We start from the raw sequence: 25,336 nt of genomic DNA, 5'->3' as shown, positions 1-25,336 counted from the left end.
CGGGACCTTCTCCCCGCAGGCGGGGAGAAGGGGCAGAACGGTTAAGCCCATCGCTCCTCTCCCCACATTCGGGGAGAGGATGCCGGCAGGCAGGTGAGGGGCATCTGCTAAAAATTTCATCCCCCGCTTGCCCTTTTATCATTCAAAAGTTATAGACGCCTCATGTTGAAGACCGGCGCACAGATCATCGAACGAGTTTCCCGCGGCAGCGCAGCTGTACGCGAGCGTTCGCGCGGCTTCTCCTCGCTTCTTCTTCTCGGCCTTACGCGCGGTTGCCGGGTTCGTTGAGGAGCGCCCGGCGGCCGAAAAGCCCGCCCAGGCCATAGCTCCTCGTTTCACCCCTATGCATTCATTCCGGTTCTGGCCGCCATGGCCACATTCGCCGTCGCAAAATGCGCATGGTCCTTGCTACAGCGGCCTTTGCACGTCATGAAATGACGTGCGGCGCTGGAGAGCTTGCGCTAAGACGCTTTCGCGAATGCCGGGACGACGAAGAGACGAAGACGATGATTTTGAAGACCCATACGCCCAAGCAGGGCATGCCCGAAGCCGCCGCCAAGTATCAGCCCTATCCCGCCATCAACATTCCCGACCGCACCTGGCCGGGCAAGGTTATCGACAAGGCGCCGATCTGGTGTTCGGTGGATCTGCGCGACGGCAACCAGTCGCTGGTCAACCCGATGGGCCACGACCGCAAGGCCCGCATGTTCCAGCTGTTGCTGGACATGGGCTTCAAGGAAATCGAGATCGGTTTCCCGTCGGCATCGCAGACCGACTTCGATTTCGCCCGCTGGTGCGTCGAGCAGGGCAATGTGCCGGAAGATGTATCGCTGCAGGTGCTGGTGCAGTGCCGGCCGGAGTTGATCACCCGCACCTTCGAGGCGCTGGAAGGCGCACAGAACCCGATCATCCACTTCTACAACTCGACGAGCGAATTGCAGCGCCGCGTGGTGTTCGGCAAGGACGTCCATGGCATCAAGCAGATCGCGACCGATGCCGCCAAGATGATCACCGATATGGCCGCCAAGGCCGGCGGCGGCTACCGTTTCGAATATTCGCCGGAAAGCTTCACCGGCACCGAGCTGGAAGTGGCGCTGGAGATCTGCAACGCGGTCGTCGAGATCGTGAAGCCGACGGCCGACAACAAGCTGATCCTGAACCTGCCCTCGACCGTCGAGATGGCGACGCCGAACGTCTATGCCGATCAGATCGAGTGGATGTGCCGCAACATCGACAACCGCGAGAATGTCATCATCTCGCTGCATCCGCACAACGACCGCGGCACGGGTATCGCGGCCACCGAACTGGGCCTGATGGCCGGTGCCGACCGCGTCGAAGGCACGCTGTTCGGCAATGGCGAGCGCACCGGCAATGTCGACGTGGTGACGCTGGCGCTCAACATGTACACGCAGGGCGTCGATCCCAAGCTGGACTGCTCGGATATCGAGCGCATCAAGTCGGTCTATGAATATTCCAACGAGATGGTCATTCCCGAGCGGCACCCCTATGTCGGCGAACTGGTCTATACGGCCTTCTCCGGCTCGCACCAGGATGCGATCAACAAGGGCATGAAGGCCATCAAGAAGGCCAACAAGTCGCTGTGGGAAGTGCCCTACCTGCCGATCGATCCGCAGGATGTCGGCCGTTCCTACGAGGCGATCATCCGTATCAACTCGCAGTCCGGCAAGGGCGGCATCGCCTATATCCTGCAGGAAGACTACGGCATCAACCTGCCGCGCAACCTGCAGGTCGAGTTCCGCGACGAGATCCAGCGCATCACCGACGAGGAGGGCGTCGAGCTGCCGGCCAAGCGCATCCACGAAGAGTTCATGCGCACCTATGTCACGCAGCCCGACACGCGCCTGCGCTTCGTCGACCATCACACCTATCCCGATACGAACGGCAAGGGTGGCCGCATCGTTGCCGCCGAGATCACAGACGGCGGCGAGACGAAGCGCATCGAGGGCAAGGGCACCGGCCCGATCGACGGCTTCATTCATGCCCTGTCGATCTACCTGGGCATCGACATGTCGGTCGCCGACTATTCCGAACACTCGCTGCAACAGGGTTCTAATGCCGCGGCCATCGCCTATGTCGAGGTCGTGCATCCCGGCGGCAAGCTGTTCGGCGTCGGCATCAACACGAATATCGTGACCGCCTCGCTCGAGGCGATCGTGTCTGCCGCCAACAGGGTGCTCACGACACGCCGCTGATCGGCCGTCATCAGACATAAAAACCCGGCAATCGCATTGCCGGGTTTTTTGTTTTGGGTCTGTCGGTCTGGCCGAATGCCGTTCGTCTTCCAGATATCGATCAACCAGGCCACTGAAGAGAGGATCATGTCATGGCGAAGAACACCATCTGCATCTGGTACGACAAGGATGCCGAGGCGGCCGCACGCTTCTATGCGCAAACCTTTCCCGACAGCTCTGTCGGCGCCGTCACGCGTGCGCCCGGCGACTATCCCAGCGGCAAGGAGGGGGAGGTGATCGTCGTCGCCTTCACCGTGGCGGGTGTTGAATGCATCGGCCTCAACGGGGGCCCGATCTTCAAGCACAACGAGGCCTTCTCCTTCCAGATTTCCACGGAGGACCAGGAGGAGACCGACCGCTACTGGAACGCCATCGTCGGCAATGGCGGGCAGGAAAGCGAATGCGGCTGGTGCAAGGATCGCTGGGGCATTTCCTGGCAGATCACGCCGCGTGTGCTGACGGAGGCGCTTGCCGCAGGCGGCGCGGAAGCCAAGCGCGCTTTCAACGCGATGATGACGATGAAGAAGATCGACGTGGCGGCGATCGAAGCGGCACGGCGCGGCTGAGGCCGGAGCCTTTCCATCCGGCGCGGAATCGCTTCCGCGTCGGACGATTCGGCAGAACGAAAAACTCAGATCGTCGTGGAGACAGCCTCGGCGATACGCTCGAGATCCGGGTCGGCGGACGGGCCGACGACCACGAAGGAGGCATCGCCCTTCTGCCAGGAAATGAGTCCGACATCGTTGCGCATGCTTTCCACCATCGCGGTGGTCCCCTCGACCGGGTCGCTCTTCAGGAAACAGATCGCGAAGATCTCGTTTTCGGCGTCCCGGTAGAGCAGTTGCGCCGTCGGCTTGCCGTTGGCGACCAAGAGACGTGCGCCTTCGAAGGTCAGCTTCTGCGCCGTCAGGTCGGGCACGGTAAAGGCCACGCCGGTGCTGGCCGAGAGCCACTCCGCGATATGGTCCTTCTCGCTTGCCGGCACTTCCACGAGATGACGCGCCTGCCGCGCATAGATGCGGTGATAATCGGCGATATCGTCGAGCCAGGTTCGGGCGGGCGTGAATTCGTTTGCGGCGGACTGGAACGAGGTCTGCTTCTGCTCCGAAATCAGGTAGCCCACGGCGCCGCCGGCGAGAAAGATCACCAGCGAGGCAGCCAGCGCCTGCGGCCAGAAGGCGCTCCGGCGCGGGGCGCGGGTTTCCGAAATCGGGATGGCGGCAAAGCCGAGCGAGGACGACGTGTCGTCATCGCCGCCGCGGGCTTCCTTGATGTTGCGCACCAGATCGAGCGGGATCGGCTCCTGCAGCATCCTCTCGAAGGCGCGGGCGCCGAATTCGCTGCCGAGCTTGAGCTTTTCGTAGACGGCGCGTGCGGCGGCATCCTCGGCGAGGATCGCGTCGATTTCGGCCACTTCGTCCGCCGGCAACTGGCCGTCGAGATAGGCGGACAGGCGGACTTCCAACGGGAGACCCTGCGTACTTCCAACCATCAGGCCCTCCTTTCCGTCTGCTCGGAGATCATGGCCGACAGCCTGATGCGCGCCGCCGAAAGCCGGCTCATCACGGTGCCGATCGGTATGCCGAGAATATCGGCCGCCTCGCGGTAGCTGTGGCCTTCGACATTCACCAGAAGGAAGACGCTGGACAGGCCTTCAGGCATCGTCATGATCAATTTGTGCAACTGCTTGGCATAGACCGCCTTGTCGGCCGACGCCTCGATATGCAGGCTATCCTGCTCGGCCACGTCTACCGTGCCGGACCCTGTGCGGACCTTTCGCTTGCGGATTTCGTCCACCCAGAGATTGCGCGTCATTGCATAAACCCAGCTTTCGAGCCGACCCTCACCGTTCCAGAGATGGCACCGCGTGATCGCTCTTTCGCACGCCTCCTGCACGAGATCGTCTGCATCGCTGCCGTTGCGCGTCAGGGTCATGGCGAAACGACGCAGTTTCGGCAGCAAATTGACCAGTTCTCGCCGGAACTCATTCGATTCAGCCGTCGGACGCATTGCTTTTCCAGGGAAACGTTTGGGATCAAAGCTCTATTCGCCGCCGCGATGACGGCGAATGCCTGATATGAAACATTCTTCCACTGGTCTGCAAGCATGAACGGCACCCGGATGAGCAGTTTCCTGCGTTCCCGTCTGGATTGTCTGTCGGTTTCCGGCGTCGTCAGCGTCCTGGGGCACGCATGGCCGATGTCAGTAGGCGGTGCGTTCGCCGCCGAGCGATTGCAGGAGCGCGCGATAGGCCCAGGTGTTTTCACCGCCGCGGTCGCGAATCTCGACGAGCTGCACGCGGGCACCCTCGACATCGCCCTGCTCGAGCAGCGCCTGGCCCATATAGGAGCGGGCGAGAATGTAGTTCTCGTCCTTCTGGAGCGCGCGCTTGTAGTAGGTCATGCCGAGCTCGATGTTGCCCAGCTTGCGGGTGTTGTAGCCCATATAGTTGAGGATGCGCGGATCCTCCTGGTCATAGGCGGCGCGCAGCGCGCGAAGCGCATTTTCATGCTGGCCGGCATAGGCGAATTCGCGCGCGGCTTCATAGAGCTTGTCGTCGATGCGGCGCTCGCTCTTTTTCTGTTCCTCTTCCGTCGGCTTCTTCTCGGCGGGCTTCAGGTCTTCCGGCGCGACGCATTCCTTCTTCTCGTCGCTCCAGATCTTGCCGTCGGTGCAGGTCGTCGTGGTCTCGGTCGCGACAGGGGGTGTCGTCGTATCGGACTCTGCGGCCCGCGCCGGCAAGAAGGCCGCAAGCGAGACGGCGGCGCAGAGTGAGAGCAGCAGTTTATGGCGGTGAATGGTCATGGGTTCCCTCCGAACGTCTCGACTGCCGGGTGCTGGCAGTCAGGGAAACGGGCCCGTCCGATGTCGTCGCATCCGCCGGGGCTGTCCAAGAAATCATGACGGATCAATGGTGTGATTTATTCGGACGATTCTAGAATTTTGTCATTTCCGCAAGGGCCAGGCTTTGTGCATCCGGCGTCAGCGCGTAACGTTCGCGCAGGATGTTCCAATCGCCCGGCGAACCCGAGATCGAGAACAGATTGTAGCCCGCCGGCGGCTTGTGCCCGCCCGGCCCCTGCGAGGCGGAGGCGATGCCGACGACCGGCACGGGCTTCGTCTGGCCGGGCAGCCAGTGCACGGTGTCGAGATGGGTATGGCCGTGCAGCACGAGCTCGGCGCCGCCGCTGGTAATGGTCGCGGCGAAGCGGCGGATGCCGATCATGCGCTTGTGGAAGGCGGTGGCGCCGCGGATGGGCGGATGGTGGATGAGCACGACGCGGAACAGGCCGGCTTCGCCCGCCGCCCGCAGCATGTTGACGGTCTCGCGCGCCTGCCGCCTGCCGAAATAGCCGGAGGCGGAGAAGGGCGGCGTCGCGACCGCCGTCGAGCAGCCGATGATGGCGACCGGCCCGCGCACGCGCATATAGGGGAAGACATGCATGTCCTCCTGCCATTCCACCGGGGCAGCGTCGCCGCGCATATAGGGATACCAGGCGCGCGTCGATTTCTCGTAGGCGCCGCGCACATAGGCGTCGTGATTGCCCGGCACGACCGAGACGTTCTCCGGCTGACCGGCCTCGGCGAGCCAGTGGCGCACGGCCGCAATCTCCAGCCGCGAAGCGAGGTTCACGAGGTCGCCGGTGATCGCCAGGTGATCGGGCGCCTGCCGCTCGATATCGTCGAGCACGAGGTCGAGCGTGTTGGTGAAGAGATGCCGGCGGCGATTGCGATGCCAGTTGACGAAGCCCGTGATGCGCTTGGAAAACAGTTCCACGAAGGTGAGGGCGGGCAGCGGCCCGAGATGGACATCCGAGATATGGGCAAGTCTGAACATACCCTTCCTTAGAGCATAAGGTCGTTAAGGGAAACGCAAGGCGTGGATATTCCGGCCCGTGCGATCACGCAGGCTTGATTTGCGGACGGCGTTGCTGCGAAGTGCCGGAATGGAACAGGACACGCTGCCCGATTTTCCGACGCGAAGCCTTCAGGCGCGGCTCCTGACATGGGTGCTGCACCGCTATTTCGCATGGTCGCGCGGCATGACGATGGGCGTGCGTGCGGCCTGTTTCGATGCCGATGGCCGTGTCTTCCTCGTGCGCCACAGCTACGTGCCCGGTTGGCATCTGCCCGGCGGCGGGATCGAACGCGGCGAGACCGCGCTTCAGGCGCTCGCCAAGGAGATGCGCGAGGAGGGCAATCTCGAAATCGGCGCCGCGCCGCGCCTGCTTCATGTCTATTTCAACCGGCGGACCAGCAAGCGCGACCATGTGCTGTTCTATCGCTGCGACGGCGTGACCCAGACCGCCCCGCGGCTCAAGGACCGGGAGATCGTCGAGGCGGGGTTCTTTTCCCCCGATGCGCTGCCGGCCGCAACGACCGTGGCCACCCGGCGGCGGCTGGAGGAAATCGCCGGCCGCGCGCCGTTTGCGGATATCTGGTAGGTCAGGCCGCCTTCAGCTTTTCCCTTCCATGCGGCGCGCTCAGGTCGATGGCCGGTCCGACCGGGACGATGCCCGTCGGGTTGATCATGGTGTGGGAGCGGTAATAGTGCTCCTTGATGTGGCGCATGTTGACGGTCTCGGCGACGCCCGGCACCTGGTAGAGCTCGCGCAGGTAGCCGTATAGGTTGGGATAATCGGCGATCCGGCGGATGTTGCATTTGAAGTGGCCGACATAGACCGGATCGAAGCGCACCAGCGTCGTGAAGAGCCGCCAGTCTGCCTCGGTGATGCGGCCGCCCGTCAGGTAGCGGTTCTTTTCGAGCCGGTCCTCCAGGCTGTCGAGCGTTTCGAACAGCGTGGTGACGCTGCCCTCATAGGCCTCCTGGGTGGTGGCGAAGCCGGCCTTGTAGACGCCGTTGTTGACGGTGTCGTAGATCCGGTCGTTCAGCGCGTCGATTTCGGCGCGCAGCATTTCGGGGTAGAAATCGTCGGTCGAACCGGTCAGGTGGTCGAAGGCGGAGTTGAACATCCGGATGATCTCGGCGGATTCGTTCGAGACCATGCGGTTTTGCTTCTTGTCCCACAGGACCGGGACGGTGACGCGGCCGGAATAGTGCGGATCGGCCTTCAGATAGATCTCGTAGAGCGCGGAGGCGCCGAACAGGGGATCGAGCGTGCCGCCGTTCTCGCCCTTGAATTCCCAGCCCTTCGATAGCATCAGCGGATCGACGACGGAGACGGTGATGAGGTCTTCCAGCTTCTTCAGCGTGCGGAAGATCAGCGTGCGGTGCGCCCAGGGGCAGGCCAAGGAGACATAGAGATGGTAGCGGTCGGCTTCGGCCGCAAAGCCGCCTTCGCCGCTCGGGCCCGGCGCACCATCCGGCGTGATCCAGTTGCGGAACTGCGAAACGGAGCGCTTGAAATGACCCTTGGTGGCCTTCGTGTCGTACCAGACGTCGTGCCAGACGCCGTCAACCAGCATGCCCATGATCTTCTCCTTCTGATCGGCCCGGCGGCCGTGAACTTGGGTTCATAGATAGCGCATGGGTCCGCACTGGATAGGCGCAATTTCGTGAACAGTGCGTTTTGCCCTTTGACGAAAGCAAATTTTCTGCTATCGGCGCAATCCAGCACCGGCACTCAGGCCGGCGAGGAAGACGAACGCATGTTCCATACGGGAAACCCACGACGACGCTGATGCTCCTGCTGCGCCCCCTTCGGCGGCGGCGCGATAACCCGCATCCCCAAGCTTCGTATCCGGTTTCCTATCGCCATGAACATGCTCAAGCACGATCTCGTCTACCTGACGGAAGATGTCTCCCACGACGCCGCCATCGAACTCATCAATGAAGAAGCCTTCGGCCCCGGCCGCCATGTGCGCGCTGCCGCGCGCATCCGCGAGCAGGGCCCGCACGACCTGTCGCTTTCCTTCGTCTGCACGGATGACGGCGAGACGATCGCCTCGGTGCGCATGACCCCGGTTCTGGCCGGCGGCGTGAAGGGCCATCTGCTCGGTCCGCTTGCCGTGCGGCCCTCGCACAAGAACCAGGGTATCGGCCGCGAACTGCTGCGCATCGCCTGCGCTTCCGCCCGGCGGAAGGGCTCTGAAGCCGTCATCCTGGTCGGCGACCCGCCCTATTACGGCCCGCTCGGCTTCGAGAAGGTCGCGTGGAATGCGCTTTCCTTTCCGGGGCCGGTCGATCCGGCACGGGTGCTGGTCATGCCGTTTGCGGCGGATACGCACGAGCGGCTGAAGGGTGTGATCGCCTGGCGGGGGTGATGAGGGGGCTTCTCGACGCCTCAATCCTTCACTTCCATGAAGCGGATGCGGTTCTGGAACGGGTCCGTCACCGTCACTTCCAGACGCGAGCCTTCATCCTCCAGCCCGGGCTTCATGTAGCGATAGTCCTTGTCGATCAGTTCCTTCTGGAAGGCGCGGATGCTCTTCATGTAGACGACCATGTTGCCGCCGGGCGTGGCGTCGCCCGCATGTTCGGAGAGATGCAGCCTGAGGCCGCCGCGCGAGACCTGCGTGTAGAGCGGGAAGTTCTCGCCATAGCGATGCTCCCAGTCGACCGAGAAACCCAGGAAACCGAGATAGAATTCATGCGCCTTCGCAACATCGAAGATGCGCACGATCGGCACCGCCTGCTCGAAGGCGATGCCGCGCTCGGCGGGCTTTGCCTCGATCCTGGCGGACAGGATGTTCCAGGTGTCCGCGCCGAACTGGCGGGCGACGATTTCTAGCGCTTCACTGTGGGTGATCTCGATCTTGCGGGCGGCCAGCATGTCCCGCATGGCTTTCGCCATGGCCTTGGCATCGCGAAAATCGCGCATGTCTGTTCCTCGTCTTCCGGCGAAGTCCCCGTCAGTGCCCGCATTGCCGACGCCTTCGCCCAACGATGAACGGTGGAGAAAGGTTCTGGTGGAGGCGTTCGCCATACCTTGGGGAAAGGCGCGGGTCTGCCGGCCGCCTCCGGCCGTGCGGCAAGTCTAGCCCAGGCCGGCGTGGCCCGCCAGCGCTATTCGCGCTAGCGGCCTTCGCGATACCACATGGCCGAGAAGGCGAGCAGCAATAGCCCGGCACCGGCAAAGCCGGCGAACAGCGGCAGGGAATTGATGCCCTTCAGAACGGTCTCGTCCGTCATGCGCAACGACAGGCGGCCTTCATCGACGGTGCGGACCTGCCCGGAGACCGGCAGCAGGGGCGGCAGCGAAACCGCGTCGCCCTCGGCGTCCACCAGCCGGCGCACGGTGCCCTTGGTGGCATCGGCAAGCGGCTTCAGCGTCTGCGTGGTGGAGATCGTCGCCTTGAACTCGGGCGCATCGACCGCGCCGACATGGACGAGGGCGTTGAGATCGCCGTTGGTGATCTCGTAGAGGCCGGTTTCCGTGGTCTGGACCTCGGCGCGGTAGAGGCCGGGTTCGGCCTCTGTGAGCGCGACCTGCTGCGTTGCGCCGGATGGCAGCTTGAGCGTCGCCTCGCCGGGCGCATCGCCGATGGTCTGTCGGTTGATCTGCAAGGTGCGGCCGAAGGTTCGCGCCGTCAGCGCCTCCTCCTCCAGCGCCGGCTCCTGCATCAGCCAGTGCGCGGTGCGCCGGTAGAGCGAGACATGCGGGCCGCCGCCTTCGAAGCCGCGTGCCCACAGCCAGCCCTGGTCGGAGAGCAGCATGGCGACGCGGCCCTTGCCGGCGCGGTTGAGCACGAGCAGCGGCTTGCCGTCATTGGCTTCCATCACGACGTTGCCCTCGGGGCGCTGCACGTCCACGGTGCGGAACCAGCGGCCCCAGTGCGGCGGCTCGTCGTTGGCGCCTTCCAGGCCGCGCGTCACGGGATGTTTCCTGCCCTGGTCGGACAGCCGCGGATAGAACGGCGTATCGTTCATCGCGCCGGTCGGGGCGGCGGGCAGCACGACCGAGAGCGGCGTCAAGGCGATGGAATCGCTGCCGGCATGTTCGGGACCGGCGGCAATCAGCAGGGCCCCGCCGTTTTCCACATATTGCGCGATGTTGTCATAGTAGAGGATCGGCAGCACGCCGCGGTGCTGGTAGCGGTCGAAGATGATGAGGTCGAACTCGTTGATCTTGTCCACGAACAGTTCGCGCGTCGGGAAGGCGATGAGCGAGAGTTCGTTTATGGGCGTGCCGTCCTGCTTTTCCGGCGGGCGCAGGATGGTGAAGTGCACGAGGTCGATGGCGGTGTCCGACTTCAAGAGGTTGCGCCAGGCGCGTTCGCCGGCATGCGGCTCGCCTGACACCAGGAGCACGCGCAGGTTCTCGCGAATGCCCTCGATGACGTGGACGGCGCGGTTGTTGGCCGTCGTGATCTCGCCTTCGACCGGCGCCACCTCGAATTCGAGGATGTTGTTGCCGCCGCGCGGCACGGTGAATTCGAGCGGCTGTTCGGTGCCGGGCGTGGCATTTTCGGCCGCGATCTCGTTGCCGTTGAGGCGCACGGTGACACGCGCCGTGCCGCCGGGGCCGGCACCATCATCCACCACACGGAACTTCAGTGCCTGCTTTTCGCCGACAATGCCGAATCGTGGGGCGCTGACCACCTCGATCCGGCGGTCGAATTCGTCGGGACGCCCCGTCACGAGCGCGTGCAGCGGCGCGTCGAAGCCGGTGAAGGCGGCGGCGTCGGGAATGTCGTGCACCTGCCCGTCGGTGATCATGATCGCGCCGCCCACCCGCGAACGCGGCACATCGGCAATGGCGGCATTGAGCGCATCGAACAGGCGCGTCGAGGGCGTGTCCGAGGTGCCGTCGTCGCGGGCTTCGACGATGCGCGGCTCGATGCGCGGATAGCGGGCGAAGCGCTCCTTCAAGCCCTCCAGCGCGGCATCGGTCTGGGCGGTGCGGGTCTCGTTGTCCTGGCTCTGGCTGCGGTCGACGATGACAGGGACGATGGTGGACAGTGCCTCGCGGTCCTCCTGAAGGAAGACCGGATTGGCGAGCGCCAGGACCAGAAGCGCGAGCGCCAGCGCCCGGATGACGGAGCCGCGCAGGCCGCGCCAGAAACCGAGGGCGGCAAGCGCAAGGCCGACGAGGCCGATGGCAGCGATCGCGATCCAGGGCAGGAAGGGGGAGAACTGAAGCGTCATGTCACTGCCCCAGCCGTTCGAGGAGGGCGGGCACATGCACCTGGTCCGCCTTGTAGTTGCCGGTCAGCATATACATCATGATGTTGACGCCGGAGCGGAAGGCGTGTTCGCGCTGCATCTCATCCGGCGGCACCGTCGGCAGCAGCGCCATGCCGTTGGTGTCGATGGCCCAGGCGCCGGCGAAATCGTTGCCGGTGATCATGATCGGCGAAACGCCGTCGCCCGCGCGCGCCGGCCGCGCAGGGTCTTCCGCGCGGTCGAGCTCCGCTTCGATCCACAGCGGGCTTCCGGCATAGCGGCCTGGAAAATTCGCCAGCAGATAGAAGGATTTGGTGAGCACATGGTCCGCAGGCACGGGTTCCAGCGGCGGAATGTCGAGATTGGCGAGGATCGCCTGCAGGCGCTCTGTATTGGGGCTCGTCGCATTGCCGTCGAGCGTCACGAACTGGTCGCGCGTGTCGAACAGCACCGTGCCGCCGTTGCGCATATAGGCGTCGATGCGGCTGATCGCGGCGTTGGACGGCATGGGCGCGGTGGCGCTGACCGGCCAGTAGATGATCGGGTAGAGCGCCAGTTCGTCCTTCTCGATGTCGATGCCGACAGGCTCGCCGGGCTCCAGCGTCGTGCGGTAGGTCAGGAACTCCGTGAGGCCGGCAAGCCCGCGTTCGGAGATGCGGTCCACCTCGCTTTCGCCGGTCACGACATAGGCGAGATGCGTGGTGTCGAGCCGTGACAGGATGGTCTCGTCGCCGGGTTTGCTATCGGCCGCATGACCTTGCTGCGGCACCGCCATCAGCGCGCCCGCGCAGAGGGCGAGCAGCACGGCGGCCGTCGCACCGCGGCGCGGCACGTGGCGGGCGGCAGCGGCAAAGGCGCCGCCCATCAGGAGCACGATGGCGCAATCGAGGATCAGCAGCAGGGCCGCGAGCGTGAAGAGATAGGGTTTCAGCGACCAGGTCTCCTTGCCGGCAAGCGGCTCGCGCAGGATACTTGCGCCTTCGGGCAGGACAAGCGGGCGGATGGCGTATTCCGGCGGGAAGAGGTTGCGCGCGACATAGCCATCCTCCGAGCCGTAGAGGCCGGGGGGATTGTCGAAGCTCGCGACGACCTTCGATCCATCACCGGCCGCGAGCGGCTTGGCCTCGCCGGTTGCGGCGGCAAGCGTACCGCTCGCCGTCATCAGTCGGTAGGGGGGAAGGCCCGCCGCCGCCTGGCCGCCTTCGGTCGAGACGCCGCCGCCGCGCGACAGCTGCACGGTGCGGCGGAGCATTTCCACGAAATCGCCCGACAGCGGCAGGTTCGACCAGCCGGTTTCCGCACTGATATGGAAAAGCACGATGCGGCCGGAGCCCAGTGGGCCCGTCGTGACCAGCGGCGTGCCGTCGGCAAGGCTTGCCCAGGTGCGTTCGGCGAGGTCGGGCGTCGGCTCGGCAAGCACCTGCCGCTTGATCAGGATGTCCTGCGGCGCGCGCATGCCGAAGAACGGGCTGTTTGCCGGATAGGCCGACAGCGGCTGCGGCTCGGACCAGGACAGCGCGCCGCCGAGCGCGCGTTCGCCCTTGCGCAGCACGACAGGCACGAGCGGATCGTCGCCCGGAGCGGCTGCAAGGCGCGGGCCTGCGAAGCGGATGAGCATGCCGCCGGCCTCGATCCAGCGCTGGACCTCGCCTTGCACGTCTTCGGGAAGGCGGCCGATATCGGCCATGATCAGGACGGACGGGTTCTGCTCGAGAATCTGGGGAATGGCGACGGAAAGGTCTGCCACACTCGGTTCGATGAGATCGGCATAGGGCGCAAGCGCCCGGTTGATGTAGTGCAGCGGCGACAGCAGCGGCTGGCTCGCATCCACCACCTCGCCGGACAGGAAGGCGACGCGCCGACGGCGGAAGCCGTCATCGAGCAGGTAGGCACCGCCGGCATTGGCGAGGCCGTCGATGCTGATGCGGGCAAAGTCGTTGCGCAGCTCGAAGGGGGCCGTGATGGTCCCGGTCGTCGTCGTCGCGCCCGCCGCGAAGCTCGCGGTGCCGGTGGCGATGGGGCGGCTGCGCGAATCGAATGCCGTCAGCGGCAGGCTGCGCGCCGGGCCGCCATCGAGGCGGGTCAGGGTGACGGTCAGCGCATCCGCGCCGTTCACCGCCGACGTGATGGCGACGGCGGCCGCACCGTCGCCCTCGATCAGGCGGAAATCGGCAGGCGAGAGCCCTTGCAGGGCGGCAACGGTTTCGTCCGTTTCGCTGCCGGCCATGCCGTCGCTGATGAAGGCGAGCGTGCCGGGTGCCGCGCCGTCGAGCGCGGTGCGCAGCGAGGCGATGGCGGCGGTGCGGTCGGCGGGCAACGGGCGCGGTTCGGCGGCGGCAAGGCGGGTGCGCGCGGTCGCGGCATCGACCGGCACCGCATCATGCTGACGGTCGGCGGTCAGCACCAGCGCGATGGGCACGTTGCGGCTTTCGGCGTCGTCGATCAGCGTGGCGGCGGTGTCCACACGGTTTTGCCAGTCGGTGGCCGAGGCCCAGGTGTTGTCGACGACGAGCGCGAGCGGGCCGCTCGATGCGAGCGTGTTGGTGCGCGGGTTGAAGACGGGGTCGGCGATGGCGAATATGACCGCGGCCGCCATCAGCATGCGCAGCAGCGTGAGCCACCAGGGGCTCTGCGCCGGCGTCTCCTCGCGCTTCAGGATCGAGGCGAGAATGGCGAAGGGCGGGAAGACCTCGGCCTGCGGCTTGGGCGGCGTGAGGCGCAGCAGCCACCAGATGACGGGCAGCAGTACGAGCGTGGTCAGCACGGCGGGAAAGGCGAACGCGAAGGCGCTCATCGGCCGCCCTCCGCCCGCATCGCCGGCATGCCGGAGAGATACATGTGAACGGCGACCAGCGCTTCGGAGGCGAGACGATCGGTCCGGTGCGGCACGAAGCTCCAGCCGAGATGGCGCAGGCTTTCGGCCAGCGTCTGACGGCGCGCGACATAGGCGCGGGCGTAGTCGTCCTTCAGCGTCTCGGCACGGCCGGCGGTGATCTTCTGGCCGCTTTCGGGATCGGTGAATTCGGTGCGGCCCGTATAGGGAAAGGTCTCTTCCGCCGGGTCCGCGACCTCGATGACGTGGCCCTTGAGGCCGCGGCGGGCAAGCGGGCCGAGACGCGCCATGACGTTTTCGACCGGATCGAGGAAATCGCCGATCAGCACCACATCGCTGTTGCCGCGGATCATGCCGGTGTCCGGCAGGCCGCCGGTGGCGGGATTGTGCATGAGCGCGGTGGCAAGGCGCTCGGCGGCGTTGCGCGCGGCGATCGGCTCCATGATTCCAGGGCAGCCGATGCGTTCGCCCGAGCGCGCGAGAATTTCGGCCAGCGCCAGCATGATGACGAGCGCGCGGCTCTCCTTCGAGACGGTGCCGAAGGTCGACTTGTACATCATCGAGGGGGAAAGATCGGCCCAGACCCAGACGGTGTGAGCGGCCTCCCATTCACGGTCGCGCACATAGGTATGGTCGTCGCGGGCCGAGCGCCGCCAGTCGATGCGCGACAGGCTTTCGCCGTCGACATAGGGGCGGAACTGCCAGAAATTCTCGCCGATGCCGCGCTTGCGGCGGCCGTGCCAGCCGGCGATCACCGTGTTGGCGAGTCGCTGGGCTTCCACCATGCAATCGGGAATGAGGGCGGCGCGCGCCTGTGCGCGCGAAAGCACATCGCGGGTCGGTGTTGGCTCGACGATCTGCCCGACGGAGGCCATGCGCTTTCTCCGCTCAGCCGCCCGCCTGCCGGACGAGATCGGCAATCACATCCCGAACCGACATGCCTTCGGCGCGGGCGGCGAAGGTCAGCGCCATGCGGTGCTGGAGCACGGGTTCGGCAAGCGCCAGCACGTCGTCGACCGAGGGTGCAAGGCGGCCTTCATAGAGCGCGCGGGCGCGGGCGCACAGCATCATCGCCTGGCCGGCGCGCGGGCCGGGGCCCCAGGCGACATGCTTGTCCGTCGAGGCGATGCCGTTGCCGGGGCGGGCGGAACGCACGAGCGAGAGGATCGCATCGAGCACCTTTTCGCTGACCGGCATCTGGCGGATGAGGGTCTGGATTTCCACCAGCCGCTCGGCCGAGATGGCGGCCTCGGCCCGCGTCTCGCTGACGCCGGTCGTTTCCAGCAGGATCTGCCGTTCGGCGGCAAGCTCGGGATAGTCGACATCGACCTGCAGCAGGAAGCGGTCCAGCTGCGCCTCGGGCAGGGGGTAGGTGCCTTCCTGCTCCAGCGGGTTCTGGGTCGCCAGAACGTGGAAGGGCTTTGGAAGGTCGTTGCGGGCGCCGGCCACGGTCACATGGTATTCCTGCATGGCCTGGAGCAGGGCGGACTGGGTGCGCGGCGAGGCGCGGTTGATCTCGTCGGCCATCAGGAGCTGGGTGAAGATCGGACCGGGGACGAAGCGGAAGGAGCGCTTGCCGTTCTCGTCCTGGTCCATCACTTCCGAGCCGAGGATATCCGACGGCATGAGGTCGGGCGTGAACTGGATGCGGCTGGAAGCCAACCCGAGCACGGTGCCGAGCGTGACCACCAGCTTCGTCTTGGCGAGGCCCGGCACGCCGACGAGCAGCGCGTGGCCGCCGGAGAGCACGGCGAGCATGGTCTGCTCGACCACGCTTTCCTGGCCGAAGATGACCTTGGAGACTTCCTTGCGAATGACGGCGATATCCGAAAGCGCCCGTTCCGCCGCCGCGATCACCGCCTTTTCGTCCAGGCCTGCCTCGTGGGAATTCTGAACGCCCATGCTCATCTCCAGTGCCGGTAAAGGATATCCGCGAATCGTGGTCCTGCCGCGTCCGCGTCCTACATAAAGACCTTATTAGCGTAGCCGTGGCTGACAAGCGGCCACGAAATGACTATCTCGTGAGTGTATCCACCCTTTCCTCGCGGGAAGAACGGTCTCTTGTCGAGATAGGGGTGAACCGGGACGGAACAATGGCAACGGGTGAAATTCGCGAAAGCACGGATGCGGCGGGACTGGCCGCCCTGATCGCGCGCGCCGGCGCGGAGACGGGCGGACGCGGCCTGCCGCCGGTCGAACGCTGGAATCCGCCGTTCTGCGGCGATATCGACATGGAAATCCGCGCCGACGGCACGTGGTTCTATCTGGGCACGCCCATCGGCCGCGCGCCGCTGGTGCGCCTCTTTTCCACCGTCCTGCGCAAGGACGAGGACGGCCGGACCTATCTGGTGACACCGGTCGAGAAGGTGGGCATCCGCGTTGTCGATGCGCCGTTCCTGGCGGTGGAGATGAATGCGAGCGGGAAGGGCGATGCGCAAACGCTCACCTTCCGCACCAATGTCGGCGACGTGGTCGAGGCCGGGCCGGAGCATCCGCTGCGTTTCGTGATCGCGGGCGAAAACAGCGAATTGAAGCCCTATCTGCTCGTGCGTGGCCGGCTGGAGGCGCTCGTCTCGCGCGCCGTGATGTACGATCTGATGGCGCTTGGCGAAACCATCGCCATCGACGGTGTCGACATGTTTGCCGTGCGCTCGGGCGGCAGGGTCTTTCCCGTCATGCCGGCCGCCGAGCTGGATGCGCTTTCACGATGAGTTCTGCGCCGTACAGTGCCGCGGAGTTCCGCCGCCGCGCGGGCGAGCAGATGCTCACCATCGGCGACGAGACCTGGCGCGAGCATGGCGACAGCCTGCTCAATCCCGCCGTCATTCCCCATCTGGAAGGCATGAAGCTGCGTGATGCGGCGGTGCTGATTCCCGTCGTCGACGACGGCGAGGAGGCGCGGGTGATCTTCACCCAGCGCACGGCGACCCTACGCAAGCATTCCGGCCAGATCGCCTTTCCGGGCGGGGCCGTGGATGACGAGGACGCGGATGTGGAAGCGGCCGCCCTGCGCGAGGCGGAGGAGGAAATCAGCCTCGACCGCCGTTTCGTGGAGCCGGTCGGCCGCCTGCCGCAATACAAGGCGCTGTCGGGCTTTTCCATCACGCCGGTGCTGGCGGTGGTGCAGCCGGGTTTCGAGCTCGTTCCCAACCCGTCGGAAGTCGACAAGGTCTTCGATGTGCCGCTGTCCTTCCTGATGGATCCGCGCAATCACGAGCGGGGCAGCGGCGTCTGGCTCGGCAGCGAGCGCCATTATTATCGCATGCCCTATGAGGGGCATAACATCTGGGGCATCACCGCCGGCATCGTGCGGGTGATCTATGAAAGGCTTTATGCATGAGTTCGGTTGCGGGCGAGGCGTGGTTTTCCGATCCGGCGCTCGTGCGGGTGCTGTCGCTGCTGAACAGCGACGGAGGCGAGGCGCGCGTGGCGGGCGGCGCGGTGCGCAACAGCCTGATGGGCCTGCCGGTCGCCGATATCGACATCGCCACCACTCTGCCGCCGCAGGATGTCGTGGAGCGGGCGAAGGCAGCGGATATCAAGGCGGTGCCGACCGGCATCGAGCACGGCACGGTTACGCTCGTCATCGGCGGCAAGCCCTTCGAGGTGACGACCCTGCGCCGTGACGTGGCGACAGACGGACGCCATGCCGAAGTCATGTTCGGCACCGACTGGCAGACCGATGCCGAGCGGCGCGACCTGACCATCAACGCGCTTTACGCGACGCAGGACGGCACGGTGATCGACCTCGTGAACGGCCTGCCGGATATCGAAAGCCGCACGGTGCGCTTCATCGGCGACGCGGCAAAGCGCATCGCCGAGGATCACCTGCGCATCCTGCGCTTCTTCCGCTTCTTTGCGCTCTACGGCAGCGGCCGGCCGGATGCCGAGGGGCTGAAGGCCTGCGCGCGGGCAAAGGACAAGCTCGGGCGGCTGTCGGCCGAGCGGGTCTGGTCCGAGACGAAGAAACTTCTAGCTGCGCCCGATCCGGGCCGTGCGCTGCTGTGGATGCGGCAGGCCGGCGTGCTGAGCGAGATCCTGCCCGAGACGGAGAAATGGGGCATCGACGCCATCCCCGGGCTGATCGAGGCCGAAAAGGCGTTCGGCTGGCAGCCGGATGCACTGCTCAGGCTGGCGGCCATCGTGCCGCCGGATCGCGAACGGCTAAAGGCTCTTGCCGAGCGGCTGCGTCTCTCCAAGGCGGAGGCCGCGGTTCTCGACGGTTGGGCGGCCGCGCCAGAGATCGCGCCGAAATTGGCGGAAACCGCCTTCGACCGGCTGCTCTACCGCAATGGCCCGAAGGGACTTTCGATGCGGTTGAGGCTTGCGCTTGCCTCGGCCCGCGCGCGCGGGCTTGGCGATGCGGATGCACTTGCCTTCGCCGGACTTTGCCAGCGGCTGTTGGCGCGGGCTGACAAATGGCAAAAGCCCGCTTTCCCACTCACGGGGGCGGACGTGCTTGCCACCGGTGTGCCGGCCGGACCGGACGTCGGTACGATGCTCGCGCGCATCGAAGATGAATGGGTGGGTGGGAATTTCCATGATGACCGGGCAAGGCTTCTTGCCCGGCTGAAGGCGCTCGCCGGGGAGGGCTGACCCTCCCGTCATTCCGCTTCCGCCGTCAGGCGGCGTCGGCGGTGTTTTCGTCCACGATGCGCTGCTTGATGTTTTCCACCATGTTTTCGCGGATCGTGGTTTCGCCATGGGCTGTGCGCATGTGCTCGACGGCGCGGCGCACGACTTCGGCGTCGTCGCTGGCGCGTGTGTGCCATTCGCATCCCGGGACAAGTGAACCGCATTCAAAAAGTCTCATGACTATCTCCTGTCGTTTCAACGGGGGCAGTTTAGCAGACAAGGCCCCGAGGACCAAATCCGCAGAGCTGGGCAGGGTTCCGCCCGAGGCTTCGAAATCAGCCGTTGTGGCCGGCCTTCGCCCAGGCGTCGAAGCAGGCCGAGGTCTCCGGCTTGGCCGGTTTGGCGGCCTTGCCGGACAGATGGTGGACGCCGCCACCGGAAAGGCGCATCCGGGCTTCCGCGACGAAATAGTCGTGCGGAAGATCCACGCCGCTTTCGGCGCGCATGGTTTCGGCGAACTGATTGATAAAGTCGACGGACTGCGGGCCGTGGCCCGGCTGCAATCCGGTCTTTGCGGCATTGCTCATGACTGTCTCCTCCACGAGTACGTCAATGGAGGTAGTGTACCATGCAAAAGGATCAAGTGCCGATCACAACACCGCTAGCGGTGAAGATCGTGTACAGGCAAACGGTGAAACGTCAGGGCCAGCGCACCACGGGCGGGAGCGACGACAGGATGGAATCCACGTTGCCACCGGTCTTCAGGCCGAAGAGCGTGCCGCGGTCATAGAGCAGGTTGAACTCGACATAACGGCCGCGGCGCACGAGCTGTTCGTCGCGGTCCTCTTCCGTCCAGCCCTTGTTGAAATTGGAGCGCACGATACGGGGATAGACCATGGCAAAGGCGCGGCCGACATCCTGCGTGAAGGCGAAATCCGCGTCCCAGCCGCCGAGCTCTTCCGGCGAATGCAGCCAGTCAAAGAAAATGCCGCCGGTGCCGCGCGGCTCGTTGCGGTGCTTCAGGAAGAAGTATTCGTCGCACCATTCCTTGAACTTCGCATGATCGGCGACCGCATGGCGGTTGCAGGTGATCTCCATCGCCTTGTGGAACAGCGCGGTATCAGGATCGCTCATCACCCGGCGACGGTCGAGCACCGGGGTCAGGTCCGCGCCGCCGCCGAACCAGCGGCTGGTGGTGACGACCATGCGCGTGTTCATGTGAACGGCGGGGACATTGGGGTTGACCGGATGGGCGATCAGCGAAATGCCCGAGGCCCAGAAGCGTGGATCTTCGGCCGCGCCCGGAATCTGCTCGCGGAATTCGGGGGAGAATTCGCCGTAGACGGTGGATGTGTGGACGCCGACCTTCTCGAAGACGCGGCCTTCCATCATCGACATGCGGCCGCCGCCGCCTTCGCCACCCTCGCGAAGCCAGTCCTTGCCGACGAAACGGCCGGGCTGCATGTCGGAGAGGGGGCCTTCCAGGTCGTCCTCGATGGCTTCGAAGCTCGCGCAGATCGCGTCGCGCAGATGCTCGAACCACGCACGGGCAGCGGCCTTCTTGTCCTCGATGTCGTCGGGCAGGCCTTTCGGCAGGTCTGGTCGTTCCATGATGTTTCCCGCTGACGGCCGCGCCGCCGAATCGCATTTCGGTCACACTCCTTAACTTTGCACCATTTGGCAACAAAGCGGGGCATTTCCGCTGGGGACGGCGGGACTCGCAAAACGGGCGCAGCCGGCCTATATTGAGCGTATAGAATGTGCTGCCAGGAGGAAACCTGCATGGCGCGTGTTCCAGGACCGCCGCCCCTCGACGGGCTCCGCCGCCATATCGAGCGCAGCAGGCTCGCGAAAGGCGCGAGCGGAGGGCATTTCGTGCGCGAGACCTTCTGCATGGAGCGCCAGGACGCCCGGGAAAAGGCCCGGGAGTGGTTCGACCAATGGCCGAAGGCCGCCTACTGGACAGAGGTGGAAAGCTGGCGGGCGCTGGACGGCGACCGTATCGAGTTCACCATGCGCCGGCTGCCGAGCGCCGATTGAGGCGCTGCTGCAGGGCGTGATGGAGCGCCGTACGTGCAAGCTTGATTGACGGCGGACCGCGGCCCCCCTATTTTACCGCTATCGTCATCAACAGAAAGGCGCCGTTGCGGTTCTCAAGCACGGCTCATAGTCCTTGTTCGAACTCGCGATTGCTGTCTTCCTTATCCTCTTCAACGGGGTTTTTGCCCTTTCCGAACTTTCCATCGTTTCCGCCCGCAAGCCCCGCCTGAAAACCATGGCGGCGCAGGGCGTGCGCGGCGCGGCGACAGCGCTGCGACTGGCCGAAGACCCCGGCAAGTTCCTCTCCACCGTCCAGATCGGCATCACGCTCATCGGCATTCTCGCCGGTGCGTTCTCGGGTGCCGCGCTCGGTGGCCGCCTGCGCGATATCCTCGCCGCCGAGGGCGTGCCGGACTGGCTGGCCGACCCGCTCGGCTTCGGTATCGTCATCTTCATCATCACCTATCTGTCCGTCGTCGTCGGCGAGCTGGTGCCCAAGCAGATCGCGCTGCGCAATCCCGAGCGCTTCGCCTCGATGGTGGCGCCCTCCATGTCGCTTCTGTCGAAGATCGGCGCGCCGGCCGTCTGGGCGCTCGATGCCTCGACACGGCTGATCTTCCGCCTCATGGGGCAGCACGCGGCGTCGGAAACGGTCGTGACGGATGAGGAAATCAGGACCATCGTGGCCGAGGCGGAAGCCGCCGGCGTCATCGAAGGCGGCGAGAAGCTGATGATCGCCGGTGTCATGCGCTTTTCGGACCGCGAGGCGCGTGGCCTCATGACGCCGCGCAACGATGTCGACTGGGTCGACCTCGGCGACACCATCGAGGAAATCCACCAGCAGCTCGTCGAAAGCCAGCATTCGCGCCTGCCGGTCGCCGATGGCGGACCGGAAACCATCGTGGGCGTTGTGCAGAAGCGCGAGTTGCTTTCCGCCCTTCTGAGCGGCCAGCCCCTCGACATCCGCTCCTTCGTGCGCCCCGCGCCGATCGTGCCGGATACGATGGATGCGATGCGCGTTCTGGAAACGCTGCGCAATTCGGAAGTGCCGATCCTGCTCATCCACGACGAGTACGGCCACTTCGAGGGCGTCATCACGCCCGCCGACGTGCTGGAAGCGATCGCCGGCGTGTTCCGCTCCGATATCGAGGAGGGGGACGACGAGTACGCGGTCCAGCGCGACGACGGTTCGTGGCTCATTTCCGGCGCCATGCCGATCGACGAGATGGCCGACCGGCTCGGCCTGTCGCTTCCGGCTCGCCGCAGTTACCAGACGGCCGCCGGCCTGGTCATCGAATCGCTGCAGAAGCTGCCGAAGACAGGTGAGGTCACCGAAACCCAAGGCTGGCGCTTCGAGGTGGTCGATATGGACGGCCGCCGCGTCGACAAGCTGCTGGTCACCCGCCTGGACTGACCTCGGCTAGACGGCATCGGGCTCGAGCAGTCTCGGGCCCGGGCCTTCCGCGCCAAGCGTATCCATCGGGTTGCGCAGCGGGCATTCCTGCATGGACAGACATCCGCAGCCGATGCAGCCGTCGAGCTGGTCGCGCAGCCGCGTCAGCCGCTCGATGCGCTCGTCGAGCGTGCGGCGCCAGGTCCTGGAGAGCGCGCTCCAGTCCTTCACCGTCAATGGCCGGTCGTGCGGCAGCACGGCCAACGCTTCAGCGATTTCGGCAAGCGGTATGCCGGTGCGTTGCGCCACCTTGATCACCGCGACGCGCCGCAGGATGCTGCGTGGGTAGCGCCGTTGGTTGCCGCGGTTGCGCTCGCTGCGGATCAGCCCCTTCTCCTCATAGAAATGCAGGGTGGAAACCGCCACCCCGCTGCGTTCGGCGACCTCGCCGACGCTGAGTTCCCGGGACATCACGCCGTTGGGACATTTTTCCGTCATGGTGTTGACCTCAAGTTTGGTTGAGGTTTTATACCACGCGCTCCCAGTTTTCAAACGGAGCCCAAAACACATGACGACACGACTGACCATCGCCCTCATCTATGGCAGCGGCCGCGAGGGGCGTTTCGCCGATACGGTCGCGGGGTGGCTGGAACCGGAGCTCGCCGGCTTTTCGCACTATGATATCGTGCGTATCGACGCCGCCGAGCTGGCCTTCACGCCCGGCGGTCTTGACGAGGCGTCGGCGGCGCTGGTGGAAAGCCGCATTTCGCAGGCGGACGCCTTCCTCATCGTCACGCCCGAATACAACCACGCCTATCCGGCGGCGCTGAAGGCGATCATCGACAGCTGCTTCCGCCCCTGGCATGCCAAGCCTGTCGCCTTCATATCCTATGGCGGCATCTCGGGCGGCCTGCGTGCCGTCGAGCAGTTGCGGCTGGTCTTTGCGGAACTGCATGCGGTGACCATCCGCGAAACGGTCAGCCTCGCCCATGCATGGACGCAGTTCGACCCCGCCGGCAATCCGTTCCGCCCCGGCATATTGAACGGCCAGCTCGCCATGCTGATGTCACGCCTTGCCTGGTGGGCGCATGCCTTGAAGACGGCGCGGATCGCAACGCGCTACGACGAGGTGGCGGCATGAGACCGGCCAAAGCCGCGCAGATCGCGCATTCGCCGCAGGACTATCGGCGCAACACGACGATGCTCCTGGTCAGCACGCTCACCATCATGTCGGGCGCGACGATTTCCGCCTCTTTGCCGGGCATCGCTGCGCGTTTCGCCGATGTCGATAACGTGGCGCTGCTCAGCCGGCTGGTGCTGACGCTGCCGGCGGCGTTCATCGCGCTCTTTTCGCCAGCCGCCGGTTTTCTGGTCGATCGTTTTGGCCGCAAGCCGCTCCTGCTCGCCTCGCTTCTCCTCTTCGCGCTGGCCGGGGCGTCTGGTCTCTTTGCCGACACCCTGCCGGGACTGCTGGCGGGGCGTGCCATGCTCGGTATCGCGGTCGGCGGCATCATGACGGTGATGACGGCGCTTGTCGGCGATTTCTTCCAGGGAGCCGCACGCGATCGCTATATGGGTTTGCAGCAGGCCTTCGTGGGGATCGGCGGGACGATCTTCCTGACAGGCGGGGGCTTGCTGGCGGAGGTTCACTGGCGGGGGCCGTTCCTCATCTACACGGTGGCGATCCTGCTTTTGCCGGCGGCCGTCGCCTTCCTGCCGGAGCCGCGTCGCACGCCGGCGAAGGGACCGGTCGAAGGCGCGGGGCGGCTTGGCGAGCGCGAGGTGGCGTTGCTCGCGCTGCTGTTTGGAGCGGCGATCATCAACATGATCGCGTTCTACATGATCCCGACGCAGCTGCCGTTCTATCTGGCGCATCTCGGTTTTGCCGCGCCGAGCCTTGCAGGGACGGCGATCGGCGCCGGCCAGCTTGTCGGGGTGGTCTGTGCGCTTGCCTTCGCGCCCGTCCGGCGCGGGCTCGGCATCATGGGCGTGTTCGGCCTCGGCTTCGTTTCGGCCGGGCTCGCCTTCCTTCTGCTGTCGAATGCCGAAAGCTATGCCGGGGTGCTGGTCGCCATGGCCGTCTCCGGCGTTTGCATGGGCACGATCATGCCGAATTTCGCGGCCGCCGCGATGGTTCTGGCGCCGCCTGCACTGCGCGGCCGCATCTCCGGCCTGCTGGTCGCGAGCATCTTCGCGGGCCAGTTCCTGTCGCCTGTGGTTTCGCAACCGCTCATTTCCGCCTCGGGTTTCGAGGGTGCCTATGCTGTTGTCGGAACCATCGTTTTGGTCGTCGGCATCGCGGCCTTCGCGGCCCGGCTTCTGCTTCGGAGACAGGATGATAGGAGTGCGCGGGCACGCGGCGAGCATGCCTAGCGATCTGTCGGAACGCGCTTCAGGCGAAACCGGTCTGGCGCAGCGCCTCACCGCAGATCATCGCGGCGGAGAGGGCGACGTTGATGGAGCGCTGGCCCTCGACCATGGGGATGAGGACGCGCCCGTCGGCGATGTCGTGCACATGGTCCGGCACGCCGGCGCTTTCGCGGCCGAAAAGCAGGATGTCGTCGGGGCGGTAGGCGAAGTCGGTGTAGAGGCCTGCGGCCTTGGTGGAGGCGAGGATCAGGCGGCGGCCGGTCTCATTGCGCCAGTCCTCGAACCTGTCCCAGCTGACATGGCGCGTCAGCGTCACCGCGGCGAGATAGTCCATGCCGGCCCGCTTCAGGCTGCGATCGGATATGTCGAAGCCGGCCGGCTCGATGATGTCGACGGAAAGACCCATGCAAGCGGCGAAACGCAGCATCGTGCCGGTGTTGCCGGCGATGTCGGGCTGGTAGAGGGCGATGCGCAGTGCAGACATGCGCGCTTCGCTACAGCAATTCACGATCCGATGCGATGCCGTTCTGCAAGCCGCGCGGCGAAATGGTGGGAGACACAGCGCCTGGGGGAGGCGGGGCCGATGGATGTGGCGGCAGGGCAACAGGATTGGCCGCAGATGGGAAATCGCGCCGAAGCGTCTGGAAAATTGCATCGTTTCGGGTTAATCACGGCACATCTGAAACGCGAGAAAGGGAGGAACATGATGATTAATGCCCATCGGCTGCGCCTCCCGGCTGGAATCACGCCTCTTCTCGCTTAGGCATTTCGCCGCCTCCATTTCCTTCGTGCCTGCATATCAATTT

Annotated in this window: 26 protein-coding genes; 11 read left to right on the top strand and 15 right to left on the bottom strand. The window is 65.3% G+C overall.

Annotated elements, in window-relative coordinates; all coding sequences use genetic code 11:
* The first annotated feature begins 506 nt into the window (after positions 1-506).
* Positions 507-2,213, top strand: coding sequence for a 2-isopropylmalate synthase (gene leuA / locus GR158_RS02565; RefSeq protein WP_134646976.1), 1,707 nt, complete (start codon positions 507-509; stop codon positions 2,211-2,213).
* A gap of 131 nt (positions 2,214-2,344) precedes the next feature.
* On the top strand, positions 2,345-2,818 hold the full coding sequence (locus GR158_RS02560) for a VOC family protein (protein ID WP_134646978.1): 474 nt from the start codon (positions 2,345-2,347) through the stop codon (positions 2,816-2,818).
* 65 nt (positions 2,819-2,883) lie between these two features.
* Here the strand turns inward: GR158_RS02560 and GR158_RS02555 are convergent, their stop codons facing one another.
* From GR158_RS02555 to GR158_RS02540, 4 genes are all read right to left on the bottom strand, one after another.
* Positions 2,884-3,744 (bottom strand): anti-sigma factor, encoded by an 861-nt coding sequence (locus GR158_RS02555; protein WP_160869741.1) that lies wholly within the window; start codon positions 3,742-3,744, stop codon positions 2,884-2,886.
* Entirely contained in the window at positions 3,744-4,262 is a 519-nt protein-coding gene (locus GR158_RS02550) for an RNA polymerase sigma factor (protein WP_160869739.1), read from the bottom strand. The genes GR158_RS02555 and GR158_RS02550 overlap by 1 nt, the downstream gene beginning before the upstream one ends.
* A gap of 192 nt (positions 4,263-4,454) precedes the next feature.
* A complete protein-coding gene (locus tag GR158_RS02545; RefSeq protein ID WP_134646984.1) occupies positions 4,455-5,057 on the bottom strand; it encodes a hypothetical protein in 603 nt (200 codons plus the stop codon).
* A 130-nt stretch (positions 5,058-5,187) separates the two neighbouring features.
* The gene (locus GR158_RS02540; protein ID WP_160869737.1) at positions 5,188-6,090 is read right to left on the bottom strand and encodes a metallophosphoesterase; all 903 of its coding nucleotides are present in this window, start codon (positions 6,088-6,090) and stop codon (positions 5,188-5,190) included.
* A 109-nt stretch (positions 6,091-6,199) separates the two neighbouring features.
* Here GR158_RS02540 and GR158_RS02535 point away from each other — a divergent pair, with 109 nt between their 5' ends.
* Positions 6,200-6,697, top strand: a complete 498-nt coding sequence (locus tag GR158_RS02535; RefSeq protein WP_160869735.1) for an NUDIX domain-containing protein — start codon at positions 6,200-6,202, stop codon at positions 6,695-6,697.
* Between the two features lies 1 nt (position 6,698).
* On the opposite strand, the gene GR158_RS02530 is transcribed toward GR158_RS02535, so the two are convergent.
* Positions 6,699-7,685: a glutathione S-transferase family protein gene (locus tag GR158_RS02530; protein WP_160869733.1), complete on the bottom strand. Its 987-nt coding sequence runs from the start codon at positions 7,683-7,685 to the stop codon at positions 6,699-6,701.
* A gap of 291 nt (positions 7,686-7,976) precedes the next feature.
* Here GR158_RS02530 and GR158_RS02525 point away from each other — a divergent pair, with 291 nt between their 5' ends.
* Entirely contained in the window at positions 7,977-8,477 is a 501-nt protein-coding gene (locus GR158_RS02525) for a GNAT family N-acetyltransferase (protein ID WP_134647248.1), read from the top strand.
* 20 nt (positions 8,478-8,497) lie between these two features.
* On the opposite strand, the gene GR158_RS02520 is transcribed toward GR158_RS02525, so the two are convergent.
* The 5 genes from GR158_RS02520 to GR158_RS02500 all read right to left on the bottom strand — a co-directional run bounded on the left by GR158_RS02520 (position 8,498) and on the right by GR158_RS02500 (position 16,054).
* Positions 8,498-9,034, bottom strand: a complete 537-nt coding sequence (locus GR158_RS02520) for a glyoxalase superfamily protein (protein WP_160869731.1) — start codon at positions 9,032-9,034, stop codon at positions 8,498-8,500.
* 194 nt (positions 9,035-9,228) lie between these two features.
* Positions 9,229-11,301: a hypothetical protein gene (locus GR158_RS02515; RefSeq protein ID WP_160869729.1), complete on the bottom strand. Its 2,073-nt coding sequence runs from the start codon at positions 11,299-11,301 to the stop codon at positions 9,229-9,231.
* Position 11,302: 1 nt separating this feature from the next.
* Complete coding sequence (locus GR158_RS02510) at positions 11,303-14,113, bottom strand: DUF4159 domain-containing protein (RefSeq protein ID WP_160869727.1); 2,811 nt, start codon at positions 14,111-14,113, stop codon at positions 11,303-11,305.
* Positions 14,110-15,027, bottom strand: coding sequence for a DUF58 domain-containing protein (locus GR158_RS02505; protein WP_160869725.1), 918 nt, complete (start codon positions 15,025-15,027; stop codon positions 14,110-14,112). Before GR158_RS02505 ends, GR158_RS02510 begins: the two co-directional genes overlap by 4 nt.
* 13 nt (positions 15,028-15,040) lie before the next feature.
* Positions 15,041-16,054: a MoxR family ATPase gene (locus tag GR158_RS02500; RefSeq protein WP_134647000.1), complete on the bottom strand. Its 1,014-nt coding sequence runs from the start codon at positions 16,052-16,054 to the stop codon at positions 15,041-15,043.
* A gap of 191 nt (positions 16,055-16,245) precedes the next feature.
* Here GR158_RS02500 and GR158_RS02495 point away from each other — a divergent pair, with 191 nt between their 5' ends.
* The 3 genes from GR158_RS02495 to GR158_RS02485 are packed head-to-tail and all read left to right on the top strand — an operon-like array spanning position 16,246 to position 18,748.
* Positions 16,246-16,863 (top strand): DUF1285 domain-containing protein, encoded by a 618-nt coding sequence (locus GR158_RS02495; RefSeq protein ID WP_160869723.1) that lies wholly within the window; start codon positions 16,246-16,248, stop codon positions 16,861-16,863.
* Positions 16,860-17,492: a CoA pyrophosphatase gene (locus tag GR158_RS02490; RefSeq protein WP_134647004.1), complete on the top strand. Its 633-nt coding sequence runs from the start codon at positions 16,860-16,862 to the stop codon at positions 17,490-17,492. The genes GR158_RS02495 and GR158_RS02490 overlap by 4 nt, the downstream gene beginning before the upstream one ends.
* Entirely contained in the window at positions 17,489-18,748 is a 1,260-nt protein-coding gene (locus GR158_RS02485; RefSeq protein WP_160869721.1) for a CCA tRNA nucleotidyltransferase, read from the top strand. Before GR158_RS02490 ends, GR158_RS02485 begins: the two co-directional genes overlap by 4 nt.
* Before the next feature lie 25 nt (positions 18,749-18,773).
* On the opposite strand, the gene GR158_RS02480 is transcribed toward GR158_RS02485, so the two are convergent.
* The 3 genes from GR158_RS02480 to hemF all read right to left on the bottom strand — a co-directional run bounded on the left by GR158_RS02480 (position 18,774) and on the right by hemF (position 20,338).
* Positions 18,774-18,965: a DUF1059 domain-containing protein gene (locus tag GR158_RS02480; RefSeq protein WP_134647008.1), complete on the bottom strand. Its 192-nt coding sequence runs from the start codon at positions 18,963-18,965 to the stop codon at positions 18,774-18,776.
* 97 nt (positions 18,966-19,062) lie between these two features.
* Positions 19,063-19,314: a hypothetical protein gene (locus GR158_RS02475; RefSeq protein ID WP_134647010.1), complete on the bottom strand. Its 252-nt coding sequence runs from the start codon at positions 19,312-19,314 to the stop codon at positions 19,063-19,065.
* 112 nt (positions 19,315-19,426) lie between these two features.
* The gene (gene hemF, locus GR158_RS02470; RefSeq protein ID WP_160869719.1) at positions 19,427-20,338 is read right to left on the bottom strand and encodes an oxygen-dependent coproporphyrinogen oxidase; all 912 of its coding nucleotides are present in this window, start codon (positions 20,336-20,338) and stop codon (positions 19,427-19,429) included.
* Positions 20,339-20,509: 171 nt separating this feature from the next.
* Between hemF and GR158_RS02465 the strand changes: the two genes are divergently transcribed.
* Both GR158_RS02465 and GR158_RS02460 read left to right on the top strand, forming a co-directional pair.
* A complete protein-coding gene (locus GR158_RS02465) occupies positions 20,510-20,767 on the top strand; it encodes a hypothetical protein (protein WP_134647014.1) in 258 nt (85 codons plus the stop codon).
* Between the two features lie 133 nt (positions 20,768-20,900).
* Positions 20,901-22,181, top strand: a complete 1,281-nt coding sequence (locus tag GR158_RS02460; protein WP_160869717.1) for a hemolysin family protein — start codon at positions 20,901-20,903, stop codon at positions 22,179-22,181.
* A gap of 6 nt (positions 22,182-22,187) precedes the next feature.
* Here GR158_RS02460 and soxR read toward each other — a convergent pair whose 3' ends face one another.
* Entirely contained in the window at positions 22,188-22,658 is a 471-nt protein-coding gene (gene soxR / locus GR158_RS02455; RefSeq protein ID WP_134647017.1) for a redox-sensitive transcriptional activator SoxR, read from the bottom strand.
* A gap of 70 nt (positions 22,659-22,728) precedes the next feature.
* On the opposite strand from soxR, the gene GR158_RS02450 reads away from it, so the two are divergent.
* Positions 22,729-23,301: an NADPH-dependent FMN reductase gene (locus GR158_RS02450; protein WP_160869715.1), complete on the top strand. Its 573-nt coding sequence runs from the start codon at positions 22,729-22,731 to the stop codon at positions 23,299-23,301.
* Positions 23,298-24,533, top strand: a complete 1,236-nt coding sequence (locus GR158_RS02445) for an MFS transporter (protein ID WP_160869713.1) — start codon at positions 23,298-23,300, stop codon at positions 24,531-24,533. The genes GR158_RS02450 and GR158_RS02445 overlap by 4 nt, the downstream gene beginning before the upstream one ends.
* Before the next feature lie 19 nt (positions 24,534-24,552).
* Here the strand turns inward: GR158_RS02445 and GR158_RS02440 are convergent, their stop codons facing one another.
* Positions 24,553-25,014, bottom strand: a complete 462-nt coding sequence (locus GR158_RS02440) for a tRNA (cytidine(34)-2'-O)-methyltransferase (protein WP_134647023.1) — start codon at positions 25,012-25,014, stop codon at positions 24,553-24,555.
* Between the last annotated feature and the right edge of the window lie 322 nt (positions 25,015-25,336).

Origin of the sequence: Shinella sp. AETb1-6 (assembly GCF_009826875.1) — a bacterium.
In the GTDB taxonomy this organism is placed as follows: Bacteria; Pseudomonadota; Alphaproteobacteria; order Rhizobiales; family Rhizobiaceae; genus Shinella; species Shinella sumterensis.
The sequence above is the reverse complement of the archived record's forward strand: the minus strand, read 5'-3'. Positions and strand labels throughout refer to the sequence as shown.